Source organism: Streptomyces sp. R35, from assembly GCF_041053035.1.
Lineage (GTDB): Bacteria > Actinomycetota > Actinomycetes > Streptomycetales > Streptomycetaceae > Streptomyces > Streptomyces lutosisoli.
In genome coordinates this window covers 10,925,391-10,944,080 of sequence record NZ_CP163440.1, presented here as the reverse complement: position 1 = coordinate 10,944,080, position 18,690 = coordinate 10,925,391, and the positions used below count along the sequence as shown (strand labels likewise).

Below are 18,690 nucleotides of genomic sequence, written 5' to 3'. Positions count from 1 at the left end.
GGCTCGGCGTCCACCGACGCTCGGCCGAACGGCAAACCCGTTCACCACCCACCATCAGGGCTTCGCGACCTGCGGAAAGAGGATGTGACACAGGCACTCACGGCGATGACGAGGAGCCTCACCCGTAGACCCGAGCCACTGACACCATGCCTCCGACGAATGCAACTGCCCCTCAAAGAAAGGAACTTGACCATCATTCGGCGGGTTCACTTCACCCGAGCGCGGCCAGCACCACCGGCCGTCGGCCGATGTGGTCGGACACGCGTCCGAAGATGAGCAGGGACAGCAGCACGGCGATCGCGTAGGCGCCGAAGACGACGGTTGTGGTGATCGGTGAGAAGCGCCACGCGGCCGCGTACCTCGCGTACAGCGGGTTCGGCGCACTGGAGGCGGCGAGAAGGGATATGACGATCGAGGCCAGCAGCACCAGGCTGCCGACGCCGGGTCTCCGCGCGGGGACGGCGGTCTCGCCGTGTCGCGGCGGGTTTTCGGTGGAGGAACGCACGGCATTCACCATCACCTCGATGGGCGGGGCCAGGCACACCGGCGACTGATCATCAAAGGCCGGCTCGGACGCCGGTTGTGGAACTGATCCGGTCATGCCTCAAGCCTTGCGACATCGTCCAGCCTCCACGAGTGGCGGAAATGCCTCTATTCGTTAGGATGCCGCCATGCCCGTCCACCGAGTGGCTGTGCTGGCGCTGGACGGGATGGCCCCGCTCGACGTGGCCATCCCTTTGCAGATCTTCGGCCCGCGCGCGGAGACCCCCTACCAGGTCTCCGTGTGCGGACCGGCCAGTCCTGTCTCCAGCACGAGCGGCTTCGCGCTGACCGTCACCAGCGGACTGGACGTCCTGCGCGCAGCTGACACGCTGATCGTGCCGGGGTTCGGCCCGGGGTTCGGGCCGTTGCCGCCGGCGGTGCTCGACGCGCTGGCCACGGCCCGCGACCGGGGCCGACGGGTGGTGTCCATTTGTACCGGCGCATTCGCGCTGGCCGCGGCCGGCCTGCTCGACGGGCTGCACGCCACCACACACTGGCAGCACACAGACGAACTCGAACGGGAATACCCCGCCGTGCACGTGGATCGTGACGTGCTCTACGTGGACGAGGGCAACATCCTCACCTCGGCCGGGGTGTGCTGCGGCATCGATCTGTGCCTGCACATCGTGCGCCGCGACCTGGGCGCCGGTGTGGCCAACCAGATCGCCCGGGGAATCGTCGCCGCTCCCCACCGCGAGGGCGGCCAGGCCCAGTACGTACCCGCACCCGTCGCGGTCACCGGCGACACGGCGATGGCCGACACCCGGGCCTGGGCTCTGGAACGCCTCGGGCAGCCGCTCACTGTGACCCAACTCGCCCGCCACGCCGGCATGTCCGAACGCTCCTTCCTGCGCCGGTTCGTCGAGGAGACGGGCACGACGCCCCTGCAGTGGCTGGTGGCCGCCCGGCTCGGCCTGGCGCGCGAACTCCTGGAGACCACCGACCAGTCGATCGACCTGGTGGCACGCGATTGCGGCCTGGGCTCGGCCGCCAACCTGCGACTGCATTTCCGCCGCGCGCTCAACACGACGCCGACCGCTTACCGGCGCGCCTTCACTCGCCACGTCCCGGACCCAGACAAGTGACGTCCCCTCAAGCGGGCGAAGAAGGCTTCCGGCCCCCGTTTCCCGTGCCGTCCTCCCGCCTGTCTCGCGTCGCCGTCCTCGTGCTCGAGGGTGCGAAGCCGCTTGATGTCGGCATCCCCGCGCAGGTGTTCACGACCCGGGCGAGCATGCCGTACGAGGTGCGGGTGTGCGGCGCGGCACCCGGGCTTGTGGCCGGCGGCGATGGCCTGGCCTACCACGTCGCCGACGGTCTCGACGCGCTTGCGTGGGCCGACATTGTCTTCGTCCCCGGCTATCGGTTCCCCGACCGCGACGATCCGCCACAGGCCGTGGTCGATGCGCTGATCGCCGCACACGAGCGAGGTGCACGGCTTGCCGCTATCTCGACGGGCGCCTTCGCGCTCGCCGCCACGGGCCTGCTCGACGGCAAGCGCGCCACGACGCACTGGCACTACACGCGGGCGCTCGCACACAAACATCCGCTCGTCCGGGTCGACGAGAACGTCCTGTTCGTCGACGAGGGCAGCGTGCTGACGTCGGCCGGCGCCGCCTCGGGCATCGACCTGTGCCTGCACGTCCTGCGCGGCGATCTCGGGGTGGCCGCGTCGAACCACGCGGCCCGGCGCCTGGTCGCGGCCCCCTACCGCAGCGGTGGCCAGGCGCAGTACGTGCCGCGCAGCGTGCCCGAGCCGCTCGGTGAACGGTTCGCCGCCACCCGCGAATGGGCCCTGCACCGGCTCGACGAACCCCTCAGCCTCGAATCCCTCGCCCAGCACGCGGCGGTCTCACCGCGCACGTTCTCGCGGCGCTTCGTCGAGGACACCGGGTACACGCCGATGCAGTGGGTCATGCGCGCCCGCATCGACCTGGCCCGTGAGCTGCTCGAGCGTTCAAAGCGCAGCATCGAGCAGATCGCGAACGACGTCGGTCTCGGCACCGGCGCGAATCTGCGGATGCAATTCCAGCGCATCCTCGGCACCACCCCCAGCGAGTACCGGCGCACCTTCACCCGGGGCGAGTAGCCCGCCTCACGGCGTCTGGCGCGATCCTTTCGAACCATGGCGCTCACGCCACGGCCATGGCCAGGTCCCGCACGCGAGGCTGGTGACGAACCGAAGGGACACCACACATGACTCGCATCGCCATCAACGGATTCGGCCGCATCGGACGCAACGTGCTGCGCGCCCTGCTGGAACGCGGCAGCGACCTCGAGATCGTCGCCGTCAACGACCTCACCGAGCCCGCCACCCTCGCCCGGCTCCTCGCCTACGACACCACAGCCGGACGGCTCGGCCGTCCGGTGACCGTCGATGGGAACGCACTCATCGTCGACGGCCGACGCATCACGGTGCTCGCCGAACGCGAGCCGGCGCAACTGCCGTGGGCCGAACTCGGCGTCGACATCGTGCTGGAGGCGACCGGCCGCTTCACCTCCGCCAAGGCCGCCCGCGCCCACCTGGACGCGGGCGCGAACAAGGTCCTCGTCAGTGCGCCGTCGGACGGCGCCGACGTCACGCTCGCGTACGGGGTCAACACCGACGCGTACGACCCGGCCCTGCACACGATCGTCTCGAACGCCTCGTGCACGACCAACGCGCTCGCTCCGCTGGCCGCGGTGCTCGACGAACTCGCCGGCATCGAGCACGGCTTCATGACCACGGTGCACGCCTACACACAGGAGCAGAACCTGCAGGACGGTCCGCACCGCGACGCCCGCCGCGCCCGTGCCGCCGCTGTCAACATCGTGCCGACCACGACGGGCGCCGCCAAGGCGATCGGCCTCGTGCTGCCCAGCCTCGACGGCAAGCTGTCGGGCGACTCGATCCGCGTGCCGGTGCCGGTCGGCTCGATCGTCGAACTCAACACCACCGTCGCCCGCGACGTGACCCGCGACGACGTGCTGGCCGCGTACCGCGCCGCCGCTCAGGGCCCGCTCGCCGGCATCCTCGAGTACGCCGACGACCCGCTCGTGTCGTCCGACATCGTCGGCAACCCCGCCTCGGCGATCTTCGACGCGGCCCTCACCCGCGTCGACGGCCGCCACGTCAAGGTGGTCGCCTGGTACGACAACGAGTGGGGCTTCTCCCACCGCGTCATCGACACCCTCGAACTCCTCGCAACACGCTGACCGCTCCCCCAGCCGCCCTCGAATACCGCTCCCAGCGCGGGTCGAGGGCGGCTCCCCGCACAGGAATTCCGCGGCCCTCGTGTACGTGGCGGGGACCAGCACAACCGAGAGTTCGAATCTCGTTCGACAAGCGACGTTAAGCAACACGCTCAGGCCGGCGCTATGGAGGTCGTTCCGGGCGGTGCCCGGGTCCGCCGCCGCGAGCCGGGCCCGAGCCGCCGGCGTCCGGGGTCAGGCTGAGCGTGGGACTGCGATCTTGGCGGCGAGGGTGAAGCCTGAGCCGGCGAGGGTCACGGCCGTGCCCAGCGCTTCGAGCTGGCCGGGCATCACCAGCAGGACGGCGATGGCTCCCAGGAGTGCGGCGACGGCGATCACCACGGCGGCCACCGCGTTTGCCACGGGAAGCTGCGCCACGGCGGCGGGGCGTTCGTCACGTGCTGGTGCGGCAGGGGGACGGTGTATGTCGGGCAGGCGGGTCCTCATCATGTTTCCTCTCGTGTCAGCCCAGGTGAGACGGTCAGGCAGTCAACCGTGCATGTGCGGTAGCAGCCGCATATGCGTGTTCCCAGAGATGCCCTGCCGACGGCACGTCAGAACGTGGCCGAGAGAGAAGACATGCAGGTGCGGGAGGCGTATCTGCCGCATCCTGCGTGCGGCCTCTACGACAGTGGCCCCGCCGGATCGGGATCCGGCGGGGCCACACACGCCTGTTCGGGGGCTGCTGACACTCCCCCTGCGGGCCTGCTGCTACAGGCCGGCAACCTCTGTTCCACCTGGGCTGACAGGAAAACGGAGGACCAACTCGGGCCAACTTAACCAAGTTGGTAACCAACTCTTACGGATAGTGTCCCCACTCCACCGGGATCCATAAACCTGTCCCGCACGACTCCCCGCCCATGGAACGAAGTCCACGGCCGGCAATCCGCACCCCAGCAAGGGCCGGACCCCGCACCTGGCGGACCGAAACAGCACGGACAGCGCCGCACACGCCCGTCGGCAACGATCCACCACCCGGCCACCGCCCCCAACCCAACACCCCCCAAACAGGAGAAAATACGGACGGATCCCATGGCGTACTCCACCGCCCTCGCGGCGTGACACATCCCGGCAGGACCCGCGCCATGACCCGGCCCGACCGGAAGCCGGCAGGACCACACACTGCGGGGCCGGCCGCCCTCTGTCGCTACGGGCCGGCTGCCACCGGCTGCCGGGCTCCCCTCATGCCCGAACCGGCCGGAAAATGGATGACCACATTCACCCAACCCCACCAACTTGGCAACCAACCCCGAAAGCACCACCCCAACCCCCACCACAACGACCAACACCCCGGAAAACAGCCCGCCACGCAACAGACCCCGAACAGACGAAGACACGGCAGTACGCCCGGTCCCGCCACACACAAGACACCGGGCGCCACCACCCCGCCCATCAACCCATGCCTCACGTTGAGCACGCGTAACTCATGCCGAACAGTCCAAAGGCGCCCGGCCACCCCTTGGCCACCCCGGGCCACCTGCGCCACACCTCGGTAGTTACACATGGCAGTTGTCGGACATCAACAACCCAGTCGCAGGGGGCAACTTCCTGGGCTGCGCTTCAGGGGGTGGGTTGGTCGAGCCAGTCCGCGTAAGTCGGTCCGGCAAGGGTGGCGTGTGGGCCGGGGAGCAGGCCGCCGTTCTCGAACAGGTCCCGGTCGGGGTTGGTCGGGTCACTCACTTCCTCGATGCGGGACGGGCTGCCCTGCCGAGCGGCCAGCAGGCGTGCTGCGTCGGCCAGGTTCTCGGCTCGGGGGCCAGCGATCTCCGGGTACGGCGCGCCTGTGGGCGCCGGATCCGCATCGGTGGCGACCTCGACCAGTTTCTCGGCGACGGTGCGGGCGGCGACGAGTTGGGTGCGCATGTTGGGTACATAGGCGACCTCGCCCTGGGTACCCCAGCCGACCAGTTGTTCAACGAACTCGTGGAACTGCGCGGCCCGCACGATCCGGGTGGGGAGCGGGCCGGCCAGCGCTGCTTTCTCGTGGGCCAGTTTGGCCGCGTTGTAGCCGGTGGTGGAGCCGTCGATGCCGATGATCGACACCACCACCATCCGGCGGACGCCTGTCTTGTGTCCGGCCTGGTGCAGGTTACGAGCGGTGGTGGTGAAGAACTCGGTGGCCGACGCCTGCTCGGGCGATGGTGTGCTGGACACGTCAATGATCACTTCGACGCCGTTCAGGGCTTCGGCCAGGCCCTCCCCGGTGACCACGTCCACGCCCGAGGAGCGTGAGATGGGCACGACTTGGTGGTCGCGTTCCTCAAGCACCCGCGCAACGTGCCTGCCGACACGGCCTGTCGCTCCGACGACTGCGATCCTGGTGGACTTCTGCATGATGGCTACCTTCCTTGGACAGTTCTGATGGTGGGCTTTCAACTCGATGACGGAGCGCGGCTCGAGAATGTGACCAGCTCCGTCGGAGATGCTCGGCGACTTCCTCCCTTCCGACGCCGGGGCACCGGACTACTGGGTCGACAGCTTCATCCCGCCCCACACACGCCAAGGCTGCGCGATCGAACGCGGCCCCACCGTGCAGGGCACGGAGGAAATCTGTGCCCTGATCAGCACCGATGAGATCGTCAACCTGTCCCCCGACCGCACGCTCCGGTACTGGGCCCGGCCCGACATCGCCTACCTGCCCCGGACTGACTTGCGGTCATTGGGCTGGAGGGGGCGCGTAGCGGGGGTCGCGGTCGCCGGAGTAGGTGACGGCCATGGTCAGCCGGGCGGGACCGGGGCCGGCGTTGCGGTAGACGTGGTCGCGATCGCCGCGCATGCGCAGGGCGTCGCCTGCTTCGAGGGTGAAGTCGGCACCGCCGACCTCGACCTCGAGCCGCCCCTCGTAGAGGTGGAGCAGTTCCCGTGTTCCTGGCGGATGCGCGGGGGAGCCCATCTCGTCGTGCTCGGCGATGAGAAAGTCCCAGAACTCGATGAACGGGGCCTGGCCGTCGTTGACGAGCAGCCGCCCCACACTGTGCTGTCCAGCGCGGTGAACCTCGGCGTCGGCCGCGCGCACCACCTGGCCGAGTTCCTCGGGCGGCTCGACGAGACGGCCCATCGAGGTGCCCAGAGTGGCGCTGATCCGGGCGAGCGTGGCGACGCTGGGGTTGGTGCGGCAGGTCTCGATCTGCTGCAACATCCCCCGGCTGACCCCCGACCGTGAAGCCAGGTCATCCAGCCGCCAGCCCCGCAACCGTCGCATCGCCCGCAGGTTCGCGGCCAGTGTCCGGCCCACGATCTCCGCTGGATCCTCCATTGACATCACCTCTTCCCCACGACCAATATATCGGATCAGAAGAAAGTATATTGGCTCTGATTCTCGCAAGGAAGGCCCACGATGAAGACGATCTCCCACTCGATCGAGATCAACGCTCCGGCCGCGGCAGTCTGGGAGGTGCTCACTGACCTGACCGCCTACTCGGACTGGAATCCGTTCATCCGCGAGGCGTCCGGCCAGGTCACAGTCGGTCAGCGGCTCACGCTGAGGATGTTCCCCGCCGGCGGGAAGCCGATGACGTTCCGCCCGCGCGTCCTGGCTGCCGACCCCGGCGTGGAGCTGCGCTGGATCGGCCACTTCGTCCTGCCCGGCATCTTCGACGGCGAGCACCGTTTCACGCTCACCACCACCGCGACCGGCGGCACCGAGCTCCTGCAAGCCGAGAAGTTCTCCGGCCTGCTCGTCCCCTTCACCGCCAAGACCATCTCCGCCACCCGGCAGAACTTCGCCGCCCTCAACCAGGCCCTCAAGACCCGCGCCGAAAGCCGCTCGCAGCCAAACCCCGCACCCGCGCCCACCGCGACCGACCAACCTCGGTAGTGTGAAGTTTTCCCATGACGACACTCGACGCCTGCGCCGCGAGGGCGTGTCCTTGTGCGTGTCGCTGCCGCATCTCCAACGAGGTGAGATAGCCCCGGCTGGGTTGCTTCCGTAGACGCCTGCGGTCGCGGAAGGTCTCGATGCAGGCGAAGAGCTCGGTGAGCGTCACCGACCCGACCGTGCCGGCGGCGCTCACCGATCCGGAGGAGACGCTGAACGGAGCCAGTTGATGGCGTCGGGCCTCGACCCTCAGCAGGTCCAGATCATCGGACAGCATTGGTTCATCGGCGAGGCCGTACGCGGGCGCCGTTACCGCGCGACCAGGCGCGGAGACCCAGGACCACCCCGGGCCGGGGCGGACCGGCAGGAAACGGTCAACTGGCCTGGGCGGTCGGCATGATGGTGACCTGCTGGAGGTTGGCCCGCGGCGGGAGGGACGCGACGAACCCGACGGTCTGCGCGATGTCCTCGGGCGCGAGCCACTCCATGGCTTCCTTCGATCCCTCCAGCCACGCACGAGCGCCTTCGTCGGTGACGTGGCTCTGCAGCTCGGTACCGACGATGCCGGGCTCGATCGCCGAGACACGCACCTTCTTCGCACCCAGCTCGACCCGCAGGTGCCGGGAGAGGTGGGTGACGTATGCCTTCGTCGCGGAGTAGACAGCGAAGTTCGGGAAGATGTTCTGCGCCGCGATCGACGACGTGTTGATCAGGTCCGCGACACCGCGCTCCTCAGCGGCCTTCACCAGCTGCGGCGTGAACGCGCCGATGACGTTCATCATGCCGGTGATGTTGAGGTCGATCTGGTGCTGCCACTGCTCGGTGGCCAGCTCCTCGATCGGGGCGGGAAGCATGACGCCCGCGTTGTTGAGCAGCAGGTCGGCACCGCCGAACTCTGCCGCGACCCGGTCCGCCGCCGCCCGTACCGCCGCCGCGTCGGTCACGTCGGCAGCCAGGGCCAGGGCCTGACCGCCGTTCTTCCCGATCCGGACCACCAACTGCTCCAGCCGGTCCGCACGTCGGGCCAGGACGACGACACGAGCACCGAGTCCGGCCAGGTGCTCGGCCGACGCCTCGCCGATACCACTGGAGGCACCGGTGACGACCGCGACGCGGCCATTGAGGGGAAGGGCGGAAGTCTGCGTGGTCATGAGACACACCTTTCAAGGTGAATGAGATGAGGGGCTTGGGGCCGCGGCCTGTCGCTATCGGCTCCTCCACAAGGACACCACCCACGGACGCCTCACGGGGCGCCGGGAAGGGCCCTGACCAGGCAGGTATCCACAAGGAAGGTACTGGCAGTACCACCCGGCCCGGGACATCTCCCGCTCTCGCCCGCCACACTTGGGGATATGAATGACCGTAGTAACGAGCTCGCCGACTTCCTGCGCACCCGCCGTGCCCGGGTCACCCCCGACCAAGCAGGGCTGCCCGAGGACGGCCGGCCCCGCCGCGTGCCCGGCTTGCGCCGCGACGAGGTCGCCAGACTGGCCGGAGTCAGTACCGAGTACTACACCCGCATCGAGCAGGGCCGGGCACAGAACCCCTCCCCCGAAGTCCTCGAAGCCCTCGCCGGCACCCTGAGGCTGGACCCCTCCGAGCGCGAGCACCTCACCGACCTCCTGGCGCGTCCTGCACCGGCCCGCCGAGCTCCGACCAGCCCCCAGCGCGTGCGCCCCGGACTGCACCTGATGCTGCAGACCCTCGACCACGTGCCCGCGTTCATCCTCGGCCGGCGCACCGACGTCCTGGCCTCCAACCGCCTTGCCCGCGAGGTCCTCACCGACTTCGACGCCCTGCCCGCACCCCGCCGAAACCTGGCCCGCTACTACCTCCTGGACCCCGACGCCCGTGAACGGGTCGGCGACTGGGAACAGATCGCCGCCGAAACCGTCGCCATCCTCCGGCTGGAAGCCGGCCGAAGCCCCCATGACCGCCAGCTCGCCGACCTCGTCGGCGAACTCACGCTGAAGTCACCGGAGTTCTCCACATGGTGGAACGATCACAGGGTGCTGCGCCGGACCCACGGCGCCAAGCACTACCACCACCCCCTGGTCGGCGAACTGCACTTCTCCTACGAGTCCTTCCAAGTGCCTGGTGACACAGACCAGACGCTGTGCGTCTACAACGTCGAACCCGCCTCCGACACCACCCGAGCCCTGCAACTCCTCACCAGCTGGACAGCCCCACAGCCGACGGGGACGCCGGAACGAGGTGCGTAGAGGGCCGGGCTGCTTCAGCTCGCCGTTCCGGCCGAGCTCAGCTCCTCGCCTCCCTGCTGACAGGACGGCAGTGACGCCACTCCCGACGGCCACCGTCAGCGCGTCCACGACGAGCGAGGCGCGATGGTGGTCGGCCATCGAATAACCGACGATCTCGAGGGGCTTCAACGCGCGCCAGCGTTCTTTCAGCTCGGCGGCGGTGTGCTCGCCGAGTGCGCGTCCGCCGCCGTCCCGAAGAAGCCAGCAACGTCACGGGGGTGGCGTGGGCGGGCAGTTGGGGTGCATGGGGGAAATCGAGCGAAGCGGGAGCCCCCGGATCACGCAACCGGGCCCCTGTCCGGCCACACACACCTGCCGTCTGGATACTGGTCGGCTTCTCACGTCACGGGCCGTGCCGGAGTGGGGGCAGTAAGGTGATCACCGTTTGGAATGAACTGAACGGGGGACACCCATGCGAAACTCCCAAATACCTCTGTCCTCAAGGAGTTTGATGCTCGCGGCCGTGGCGCTCGTCGGCAGCGTGCTGACGGCCTGCGGTTCGGGCGAGGACTCCCAGGCGGCCGGCGACGCCCCGTCGGCCGCCGCACGCACGTCGCGGCCCGTCCACGATCCGCCGGCGACGTTCGCGACGACGGGCGCCCAAATGCCCGACGGGCTGCTCGTGGACATCCTGGACCTCGACAACAGACTCGTCGGACCGCTCCCGGTCACTCTGCATGGAAGCACGGCGTACGTAGGCGCGTTCGATCACGTGCAGGCCATCGACACCACCAACGGACACGTCACGGCAACCATTGAGCCCGCAGGCGAAGGGCTGCCCGAGGGCGACGGCACCGAGCACAAGGCCGGGGCGCCCGCGATCGTCACCATCAGCGGCACACCGGCCCTGCTGACACCGTTCCTGGTCAAACAGTCCGGTACGGGAACCCAGGCCTCCCATAAGGCAGTTGAGATCACCGTCAGCGACCCCGACGCCGCCAAGGTGCGGTGGCAGGTGACCCTGCGGCTGCCGGAGTGGGCCGCCGAACCGAGCACCGAGCTGACCGCGACAGCAGTCGGCGCCAACGAGAACACCGGCGTGGTGGCGGTGTCCGACAACAACTCCCACGCCGTCACCTACGGAATCGACCTGACAACCCACCGCCAGATCTGGGTCCAGGACGGATTCGCGGCCACAGGAATCGCCGAGGGCACCGCAGTCGGCTGGAACACGGAGAATTACGAAGCGCACGCCGCCGGACACGACGCAGCCACCGGCGCGCCCCGCTGGCAGGGCCAATCCATGGTCAGCCAGACCGTGTCCGCGCTGGGCCCGCATTTCGTCCTCCTCCAGGGCGGCGACTGGGGCAGCGAGAAGCCCTACGTCCAGCTCCTCGACCCCGCCACCGGCAAGACCAAACAGCAACTGCCCATTCAACTCTCCAAGGGCACCTGCGTGTACGACGAGAAGAGCACCCTCGTCTGCCACGGCACTGGCGCCGGCACGGACGACGACGCCGCCTTCGGCCTGGACGCCACCACCGGCAAGACGCTGTGGCAACTGCCCGACAAACAGGCCGACCGCATCGCCCCCGAGATCACCACCGCCTGGCACGGCCGGGCCTACGGCAAGACCGAGAACGGTCCGGTCGCCCTGGACGCACGCACGGGCCAAGACCTGCCCACCAGCCCCCACATCGCCCCGGTCCTGGTGAACGGCTCGGCGGGCCTCGCCCTGGCGAAGGTGGACGGCTGGAAGACCAAGCTGTTCGTATACCCCGCCACCGGCTGAACGGGCCGCCACCGCTGTCCCGTCTCAAATGATCTGGTCAGTGCACGAGCTTGTGACGTGCGGCGACCAGGTCTCTGAGACGGTCAGTTGCCGGAGACCTCAGCCGATCTGGTCCCCGGGCTACGGATGGCAGCCGCTGTCTCGGTGAACGCATGGGCGCCTTCCGCTGCGGCGGCGGTGGCGAACACGGGGGTACTGAGGGGGTCCTGGACGGTGTAGGCGGTGTGGTCGTCGAAGCCGCGGGTGTCCTGGACGATCTGCTTCGTGACGAGGACGGCGTCGCGGGAGTGGGCCTGGACACTGTCGGCCAGGGCGAGGGCCGCCTGAAGGGCTTCGCCTTCGCAGGTGAGCTGGTTGACGAGTCCGTACCGGGCCGCGTCCGGGGCGGGCAGCGGAGCCGCGGTCAGGAGCATCTCCATGGCCACGTGGTAGGGGAGACGGATGGCTCCGCCTTCCGCGGCGACGAGTCCGCGGGCGACTTCGGGCAGGGCGAAGAACGCGGTGTAGGCGGCGGTGATGAGGTCGCAGGCGAGGGCGAGTTCGAAGCCGCCGGCGACGGCCGCGCCCTCGATGGCCGCGATGAGCCGCTTGCGGAGGCGAGCGCGGGTCAGCCCGGCGAGCCGCGGTCGGCGACAACGGGGACGCCGTCGGTGGGGAAGGCTTTGAGGTCCATGCCCGAGCAGAAGTGGCCGCCCGTGCCGGCAAGGATGCCGACGGCCAGGCGGGGGTCGGTCTCCAGTCGGGTCAGGGCCACGTCCGTCGCCTGGGCCAGGGACCGGTCGATGGCGTTGCGGACGTGCGGCCTGTTCAGGGTGATGAGCAGGACGCCGGTGTGTGGCTCGGTCACCACCACGAACCCCGGTCCACAGACGACGAGTTCACCGCAGACAGCCCCGTTGATCGGCGTAAACAGGTCAACGGGGCTTCTTCAAGTCCGCATTCGGGCGGCGGGAAAACGGGCGGAAACGGGGTTCGTGAGCTGTGCCGGTTTCCTTAGCCGGGCAGCCCTCGAACGAACCCGGCGACCAGCGTCGCCACCGCTTCTGGAGTCTCCAGGTTCATGAGGTGGGTGGCGTCAATCCGGTTGATGCCGATGGCCGGCTGGGTGTGGGAGAGCGCGGCCAGCTCCTCGGAGACCCCTTGTGCGAACCGGGTGCTGAATTCGCCGAACCACTCCATGCCGGGCGCAGGCGGGAGATGTCGGCCGGCCTGTACCAGCAGCAGCGGGCAGTCGGCCCCGTCCAGCCATGCGGTGACACCGAGCGCGAAGATCCTGTGCAGTTCGTCGAAGATCTCCAGCGCCTCCGCCCGCTCCGGCAGCGTCTGCCACGTGCCGTCGGGGAACGGGCGTGCGGCCGCGCGGGCAGCGGCCTCCGCACGGCCGGCGGGAATCCCGAACCGGGCGGAGTTGATGACCTTCTCCTCGATGTACCCGGGTGGCGCGATGGTCCCGGCCGACGCCAGCAGCGCCTCACTCACCCGGTCAGCGCCGGGGTACTCACGTCCCCACCAGAAGCCGTCGAGATTCACGGCGGCACGGGCACGGCCCGGGTTCGCCCGCGCGTACTCGACCGCGACCACTCCCCCGAGGGAATGGCCCACCACAACAGCCTCCGGCACGCCATGCGCGTCGAGCGTGTCCGCGATGTGCCGCACCACGGCGGGGATGGTCCAGGGGGAGATACCGGGAGAGCGGCCGTGCCCGGGAAAGTCGACGGCCAGGACACGGTGCCCGGCGGTGAGCAGGGCGGCCGAGGCGTCCCAGTCGGCGAGCGACCGTCCGTAACCGTGCAGTAGAACCAGTTGAGGGCCATCGCCCCCATAGTCATGAGCATGTAGGAATGTCATTGGACGTCACTGTGGGGAGCACACAGCATTCCGCACACCGATTAAAAATCTCCGCCGAACGCAAACTGCGCACCTGCGATGCAACTCGAGCAAGGGCGTGCGGATGCTGAAGGAGGTGGCCGGCGATGCCGGGACCGGCACCGAAGAGAAGCGACCACAGGCGGCGTCCGAAGAAGTCGGACGGCCCGGAGCGGGCCAAGGCGCCGGTCATTCCCCGACCATCCCCCGGACGGATGCCGCACGACATCCGGTCGCCAAGCGCTGCTGTGAGTCGCCAAGAGCTCGTAACACGATCTTGTTGAACGGCCCTGTTCGGTCGTGTCCGGTGTGACGATTCGACCGTTCGGGATGGTGTGCCTACCCGGCCGTGGATGGTGGACGATGACCTGTGGGCGCTGATCGCGTCGCTGCTGCCGCCCCGGCCCGAGAAGGCTCCTGGCCCGCGGCCGGTGCCGGACAGGCTGTGCCTGCAGGGCATCGGGTACGTGCTGCACAACGACATCGCCTGGCAACTGCTGCCCCTGGAGCTGGGGTTCGGCTCGGGCCAGACCAGCTGGCAGCGGCTGGAGCGGTGGCCGACGCGGCCGCGCGAGCCATCATTGGGGCCCCGGTCACGGAAACGCCGTGACCGGGGCCCCAGGATCAGCTACCGCGGAAGGTTCCGACCGCCGCTAGTTCCGGTACCGGAACACGATCCGCCCGCGCGTCAGGTCGTACGGCGGGAGCTCCACCAGCACCCGGTCTTCCAGCATGATCTTGATGTAGTTCTTGCGGATCTTCCCGCTGATGTGCGCGAGCACCTGGTGGCCGTTCTCGAGCTCCACGGTGAACATGGCGCTGCGCAGGCACTCGACGACCTTGCCCTCGACTTCGATGACGTTCTTGTTCTTCGTCATCGCACCAGCTCCAGGTTGCTGCTCATCGGCCGGGCGCCGATGCCCTCGAACAGCGCCGAGGCTGCTTGGTTGGACTCGTGGACTTCGGTCCAGGCCGCAGCGAACCCGGAGCGGTGCAGCGTCCCCAGCGCGTGGGCCAGCAGCGCCCGCGCGATGCCGCGGCGCTGCTCGCCGGCCAGGACCGCGACCAGCCCGATGCGCGGCCGGTTCACCGTCACTACCCGGATCAGACCCAGGTAGCGGTCGGGCGCCGCGGCCACCGCGTACTTCGACGGGTCGACGATGGTGTCGCCTTCGGGGCGGGGAATTACCTCCGCGGGCATCGACTGCCACCCGACGGTCGCCTCGACTTCGTCACGGATCGCGCGGTCCAACGCCCGCAGCAGACTCTCGTCCGCCTGACCGGCGGGCACGATCGACACGCCCGAAGGCGGCAGGACTGCTTCGAGCCCTGTGACCCTCGGGTCGGTCGGCACGACGTACTCCCACTCGCGGCGCCGGATCGTGAAACCGGCCCGCTGCCAGCCGGCCGTCAGCTCGATGTCGGATTCGTCGACCACCGTGTACAGCGGCGCTGGCAGTTCCGCCAGCATCGCCTCGGCGAGCCGGTCGAAGGCGGCGTCGTGCCAGGCGTCGATGCTGACGAACAAGCGTCCGTCGGGCCGGTGCTCCGCATGCCCGCGGCCGACCACCAGGTCGTCATCCAGTGCATGCCATTGCCTGTCCGCGACGCGCGTGATCATCACCGCGTTCTCGCTCAGGCCAGATGTGAAAGGCTTCGTGTTCATCGGAGTCCCCTTCCAGGAGTGCCTCGATCTCAGGCGCTCCTGGCGACACCGAACGTCAGCCGCCGGACCGTGACGGATTGAGGGAGCACCCACGGGTAACTGTGTTCACGGGGCTCACCTCCATACGACGACTTAACGGTCCACCACGAAAGTAGCAGCGGGGCGCCGCCTCGCTCAAACCCTTTCCCATGAGCTCGGAACGCAATCATGATGCCGTCTTCTTGAGGCGTCTCCAGCAGATGAGGCTGCAAGCCAACGAGAGGAAGAAGTCGTGGAGTTCGATACGCCGTTCCCAGCGGACGGCGAGGCGTTTGAACTGGTGGAGCAGGGCGAAGGTCTGCTGCACCAGTTCAAACGCCTCGCCGTGCGGTGGGAGCGACGCCTCGACCTCCACACTGCCTTCGTCTCGCTGGGCTGCGGCCTCATCTGCTGGCGACGGCTCAAGAAGGCTGCCGGCCATGATCGCAGAAGCCCCCGTGGCGGCAAGTTCCCTTGTAGAGGGCGGCGAGTACGCCGGGGCACCCGCCACGCGCTCGCTCGCTCGCTACTCACCTGTCTCGTGCTCCGAACGATCCGTGGCCAGCGGCTCGTTGTAGGTGATCACGACCGGCGCGTTTGCCTCCGCCCGTACGCGGTCCGACGCCGTCGCGATCTCCTCGTAGGTCCATTCCCTGTGCAGGCGCTCCCCGTGGGCATCGGTGATGTCGATGACCAGGCCGGTCCACTCCTCGGCGGGCTGTTCGGGGACGAGTCCCAGCTCGTATCTAGCGTCCTGGAGGAGGGATTCGGTGACGCGTATGCCGGTGAGTCTCTCGGCCAGAGCGAGGACCGCCGCCTTCCGGTCGACGTCCGGGGCGCTCTCGTCGTGCTCTCCCTCGGAGGTCAGAGGGAAGCCGACTTCCCGCAGCAGGGGGACCAGTTCATCGGGGGTGTTGCCGTCGCGCGACGAGGGGCCCTCGAACGTCGTACGGAGCTCACCGTCCTCGAACCAGCGGAAGAAGTGGATGGGCTTGCCGCCATTGGTCGAGTGCGCCACGACCCGGCCGCCCCTCGACAGCGTCTCCACGCAGGGCGCCGCGATCCCCAGGCCACCGTCGAAGCCGAGGACGAGTGTCCAGTCGCCGTTCTCGCCCGGAGCGCTGAAGGCGCCCGCGACGTAGGACTCGTCCCAGTAGTCGTAATCCACCTCGGCGCGGTGAGCGTCGTCCGCCTCGATCAGCCCGGCCGTTCCCTCCCCAGTGCCGCGCGGTTCCGCCTCCATCGCGCGCAGCACCTCGCGCGGGGTCCGCCCCCGTATCAGTGTCAGGGTGTATCCGCTCTCCATCATGTGGCGGAAAAGCGGCGAGGTGCGGATCCAGGCGTAGTCGTGCGCGGTCACCAAGTTCATACGGCGCAGTGTGCCTGATGCCTCTGACAACGCCCGGTGCAAGCCGGTTCTTACAGCTGGAGCTGGTCCTCGGGTCGCGCCGCCGAGCCCCTGTCGGCAATATGATCTTAATATGAGCCCTTAGGGTCCTCATGGCACGGTGGGTGGATCCGCGATACCTCCACGAATGTTTGTTGAAAGCGCGGTCATTGTGTGAACTGGTACATCCACGCCGAGGTCTGCGGCGATATTGTCTCGCTGCCGGACCTTGGGGCCGGGCTAGCCTCGCGCTTTCATGAGCGGGCTCGCCCATGCCTTGATCAAATAAGCGGAGAGCGCTTCTGACCTGCAACGATGGGACTTGTCTAGGGTTCTGTTGGCTGCATGCAAGGAAGCACTCTCCAGGTGAGTAAGCGTATCGGGTTGTACCCGTATGTCCGTGTCGAGGGCGGCGGTCGTGGAGCGGTCTCGCAGGCCGGGGCGGTGTTGCTGGTCGACACGATCCGCAAGTCCGGCCTGGACACCGCGATATCGGCGGCAAGGCGCCGTGGCGCAAGCCGCGGACGGTGCACGATCCGGGCGAGGTTAGGGCCTGTCTGGCAATTCCCGTCTGCTCGACGGCGTACGGGGCCACCTCCCGCGCGGCCTGGGAGGTGGATCCTCAACGAATTCCGTGGAAACTCCTCCTACTTCACGTGCCGATGGCAGCATTCGGGCTGATGTTCCGTTTGTTGTCGAACGGGGAGCGGGATGAGGAAGAGACGTAGGGTCGCAGGAGTGTTGGCGGCGGCCGCCATGGCCGTGCTGGCGTGGGGAACACCGGCGCAAGCCGCGACCCCGGTGCCCACACCCGGGGCGCTGCTCCCGAACGGGACCAGCGAAGCGATGAGCAAGCTGGAGCTGACCGAGCACCGTGTGTCCGCCACGACGATCAGCACGCTGGACGGTCATCTGCCCAATGTCGGGGTGGACACGGTCCTGCAGTCCGCCAACCACCCCATGTACAACAGCTCCAGTTCCGGGTGCACGAGCACCGAGTTGGCCGCGCGGCCGATCAACCCTTCGGCGTCATCGGCCTACTGCTGGGACACCGGGGACGCCCTCACCCAACAATTCGTACCCCAGGGACTGACCTCGTCCGGCGACGCCGACGACGACGGCATGTGGGGCACGAACAAGGTGATCCTCTCGGGGTGGACCAACAACAACGACCTCGCGAGCTCCACCGCCGATGACGACGGCCTGGCGCGGGTGGCGTTCATCGACGCCAACACCCCCGGCGCCTTCAAGTACCGGTGGGTGCTGCTGGTCGTGCCCACCGAAGGTGGAGACGACTTCGACAAACTGGGCTCGCACCTCGGCGGCATGGTCTGGTACGGCAACAAGCTCCTAGTCACCGCGTCCCGCGGCGACGACAGCGACAACGCGCTGTTCGTCTTCGACTTCACGCACATCCTGCAAGCGACCGTGAACTCCCACGAGATCGGCCAGGTCAGCGGCGGCTACTCGGCGCGCGGCTACCAATACATCATGCCCGCGATCGGTTCCTACAGCCTGGGCGGCGGGTGCAGCGGCACATCTATCACCGGCTACCCCTGCTTCGACGGGCTCACCATGGACCGCAGCACCAGCCCGTACAGCATCGTCGCCAACGAATGGCGCACCACCGGCGGTGACGCCCAGCCCGCCCGGATCTTCCGCTACGCCCTCGCCGCTCCCGGCAGTGCCATGCCGCTCGTCACCAGCGGGGGGAAGGCCTATGCCGACCCGACCAAGAGCTACGTGACCAACAACGCGGCGGGGTTGCAGGCGGTGCTCGCGAACAACGACAAGTACTACGCCGCCGACGCCCTGTGGGGGCCAGGGGTGCACGGCATCATGTGGAAGATGAGCAACACCGGCGTCGCCACGTCGCACACCTGTAGCGGACAAGTCCAGGCGAACGCATGCTGGGCCCAGCACAGCGAGGGCATGTCGCTGTGGTGGAGCACCCAGCAGCTGTGGTCGCAGACCGAATGGGCCGCGAACTCCGCCGGAGGGTGGAGTCAACCGGCGGTTCCCGAAAGGGTGTTGTTCTCCGTGCCGTTCTCCAACATGTGACGGCGGCGCCGGGCGGGCGAGGTGGCCCGCAGCGCCGCGGGCCGCCTCCTCACTGTCGGGTCAGGACTGCGGGCACTGCCGCCACGCCATGTGCACCGCCCGAGCAGTTCT

At 68.5% G+C, this 18,690-nt stretch carries 18 protein-coding genes and 3 pseudogenes; 9 read left to right on the top strand and 12 right to left on the bottom strand.

Annotated elements, in window-relative coordinates:
* Nucleotides 1-211: 211 nt before the first annotated feature.
* On the bottom strand, nt 212-601 hold the full coding sequence (locus tag AB5J50_RS49360) for a hypothetical protein (RefSeq protein WP_369265038.1): 390 nt from the start codon (nt 599-601) through the stop codon (nt 212-214).
* Between the two features lie 70 nt (nt 602-671).
* Between AB5J50_RS49360 and AB5J50_RS49355 the strand changes: the two genes are divergently transcribed.
* The 3 genes from AB5J50_RS49355 to gap all read left to right on the top strand — a co-directional run bounded on the left by AB5J50_RS49355 (nt 672) and on the right by gap (nt 3,735).
* Nucleotides 672-1,628, top strand: a complete 957-nt coding sequence (locus AB5J50_RS49355) for a GlxA family transcriptional regulator (protein WP_369265037.1) — start codon at nt 672-674, stop codon at nt 1,626-1,628.
* A 44-nt stretch (nt 1,629-1,672) separates the two neighbouring features.
* Nucleotides 1,673-2,629 (top strand): GlxA family transcriptional regulator, encoded by a 957-nt coding sequence (locus AB5J50_RS49350; protein ID WP_369265036.1) that lies wholly within the window; start codon nt 1,673-1,675, stop codon nt 2,627-2,629.
* A 107-nt stretch (nt 2,630-2,736) separates the two neighbouring features.
* A complete protein-coding gene (gap, locus tag AB5J50_RS49345; RefSeq protein WP_369265034.1) occupies nt 2,737-3,735 on the top strand; it encodes a type I glyceraldehyde-3-phosphate dehydrogenase in 999 nt (332 codons plus the stop codon).
* 231 nt (nt 3,736-3,966) lie between these two features.
* On the opposite strand, the gene AB5J50_RS49340 is transcribed toward gap, so the two are convergent.
* From AB5J50_RS49340 to AB5J50_RS49330, 3 genes are all read right to left on the bottom strand, one after another.
* Nucleotides 3,967-4,134 (bottom strand): hypothetical protein, encoded by a 168-nt coding sequence (locus AB5J50_RS49340; RefSeq protein WP_369254421.1) that lies wholly within the window; start codon nt 4,132-4,134, stop codon nt 3,967-3,969.
* 1,197 nt (nt 4,135-5,331) lie between these two features.
* The gene (locus tag AB5J50_RS49335; protein ID WP_369265033.1) at nt 5,332-6,105 is read right to left on the bottom strand and encodes an SDR family oxidoreductase; all 774 of its coding nucleotides are present in this window, start codon (nt 6,103-6,105) and stop codon (nt 5,332-5,334) included.
* 322 nt (nt 6,106-6,427) lie between these two features.
* The gene (locus AB5J50_RS49330; protein WP_369265032.1) at nt 6,428-7,027 is read right to left on the bottom strand and encodes a helix-turn-helix domain-containing protein; all 600 of its coding nucleotides are present in this window, start codon (nt 7,025-7,027) and stop codon (nt 6,428-6,430) included.
* An 81-nt stretch (nt 7,028-7,108) separates the two neighbouring features.
* On the opposite strand from AB5J50_RS49330, the gene AB5J50_RS49325 reads away from it, so the two are divergent.
* Entirely contained in the window at nt 7,109-7,588 is a 480-nt protein-coding gene (locus tag AB5J50_RS49325) for an SRPBCC family protein (protein ID WP_369265031.1), read from the top strand.
* Between the two features lie 374 nt (nt 7,589-7,962).
* On the opposite strand, the gene AB5J50_RS49320 is transcribed toward AB5J50_RS49325, so the two are convergent.
* Nucleotides 7,963-8,739 (bottom strand): SDR family oxidoreductase, encoded by a 777-nt coding sequence (locus AB5J50_RS49320; protein ID WP_369265030.1) that lies wholly within the window; start codon nt 8,737-8,739, stop codon nt 7,963-7,965.
* A 201-nt stretch (nt 8,740-8,940) separates the two neighbouring features.
* Here AB5J50_RS49320 and AB5J50_RS49315 point away from each other — a divergent pair, with 201 nt between their 5' ends.
* Both AB5J50_RS49315 and AB5J50_RS49310 read left to right on the top strand, forming a co-directional pair.
* On the top strand, nt 8,941-9,810 hold the full coding sequence (locus AB5J50_RS49315) for a helix-turn-helix transcriptional regulator (RefSeq protein ID WP_369265029.1): 870 nt from the start codon (nt 8,941-8,943) through the stop codon (nt 9,808-9,810).
* A 490-nt stretch (nt 9,811-10,300) separates the two neighbouring features.
* The gene (locus AB5J50_RS49310; RefSeq protein ID WP_369265028.1) at nt 10,301-11,581 is read left to right on the top strand and encodes a hypothetical protein; all 1,281 of its coding nucleotides are present in this window, start codon (nt 10,301-10,303) and stop codon (nt 11,579-11,581) included.
* A gap of 83 nt (nt 11,582-11,664) precedes the next feature.
* Here the strand turns inward: AB5J50_RS49310 and AB5J50_RS49305 are convergent, their stop codons facing one another.
* The 3 genes from AB5J50_RS49305 to AB5J50_RS49295 form a co-directional block, all read right to left on the bottom strand.
* Nucleotides 11,665-12,153: an enoyl-CoA hydratase-related protein gene (locus AB5J50_RS49305; protein ID WP_369265730.1), complete on the bottom strand. Its 489-nt coding sequence runs from the start codon at nt 12,151-12,153 to the stop codon at nt 11,665-11,667.
* A 35-nt stretch (nt 12,154-12,188) separates the two neighbouring features.
* The gene (locus tag AB5J50_RS49300) at nt 12,189-12,428 is read right to left on the bottom strand and encodes an enoyl-CoA hydratase-related protein (RefSeq protein ID WP_369265027.1); all 240 of its coding nucleotides are present in this window, start codon (nt 12,426-12,428) and stop codon (nt 12,189-12,191) included.
* A gap of 146 nt (nt 12,429-12,574) precedes the next feature.
* On the bottom strand, nt 12,575-13,429 hold the full coding sequence (locus AB5J50_RS49295) for an alpha/beta fold hydrolase (protein WP_369265026.1): 855 nt from the start codon (nt 13,427-13,429) through the stop codon (nt 12,575-12,577).
* A gap of 371 nt (nt 13,430-13,800) precedes the next feature.
* Here AB5J50_RS49295 and AB5J50_RS49290 point away from each other — a divergent pair.
* Nucleotides 13,801-13,995: pseudogene (locus AB5J50_RS49290) on the top strand (transposase); the annotation flags it as partial.
* A 105-nt stretch (nt 13,996-14,100) separates the two neighbouring features.
* Here AB5J50_RS49290 and infA read toward each other — a convergent pair.
* The 4 genes and pseudogenes from infA to AB5J50_RS49270 form a co-directional block, all read right to left on the bottom strand.
* Nucleotides 14,101-14,325, bottom strand: coding sequence for a translation initiation factor IF-1 (infA, locus tag AB5J50_RS49285; protein WP_010981942.1), 225 nt, complete (start codon nt 14,323-14,325; stop codon nt 14,101-14,103).
* Nucleotides 14,322-15,113 carry a GNAT family N-acetyltransferase gene (locus AB5J50_RS49280; RefSeq protein WP_369265025.1) on the bottom strand — a complete coding sequence of 264 codons (792 nt, stop codon included), beginning with the start codon at nt 15,111-15,113 and terminating at the stop codon, nt 14,322-14,324. Before AB5J50_RS49280 ends, infA begins: the two co-directional genes overlap by 4 nt.
* A gap of 205 nt (nt 15,114-15,318) precedes the next feature.
* A pseudogene (locus tag AB5J50_RS49275) lies at nt 15,319-15,462 on the bottom strand (IS5/IS1182 family transposase); the annotation flags it as partial.
* A 195-nt stretch (nt 15,463-15,657) separates the two neighbouring features.
* Nucleotides 15,658-16,500: a DUF6461 domain-containing protein gene (locus tag AB5J50_RS49270; protein ID WP_369265024.1), complete on the bottom strand. Its 843-nt coding sequence runs from the start codon at nt 16,498-16,500 to the stop codon at nt 15,658-15,660.
* Between the two features lie 384 nt (nt 16,501-16,884).
* Between AB5J50_RS49270 and AB5J50_RS49265 the strand changes: the two are divergent.
* Nucleotides 16,885-17,090 (top strand): annotated as a pseudogene (locus tag AB5J50_RS49265) (IS1380 family transposase); the annotation flags it as partial.
* Nucleotides 17,091-17,229: 139 nt separating this feature from the next.
* Nucleotides 17,230-18,579, top strand: a complete 1,350-nt coding sequence (locus tag AB5J50_RS49260; protein WP_369265023.1) for a hypothetical protein — start codon at nt 17,230-17,232, stop codon at nt 18,577-18,579.
* Nucleotides 18,580-18,690: the final 111 nt, after the last annotated feature.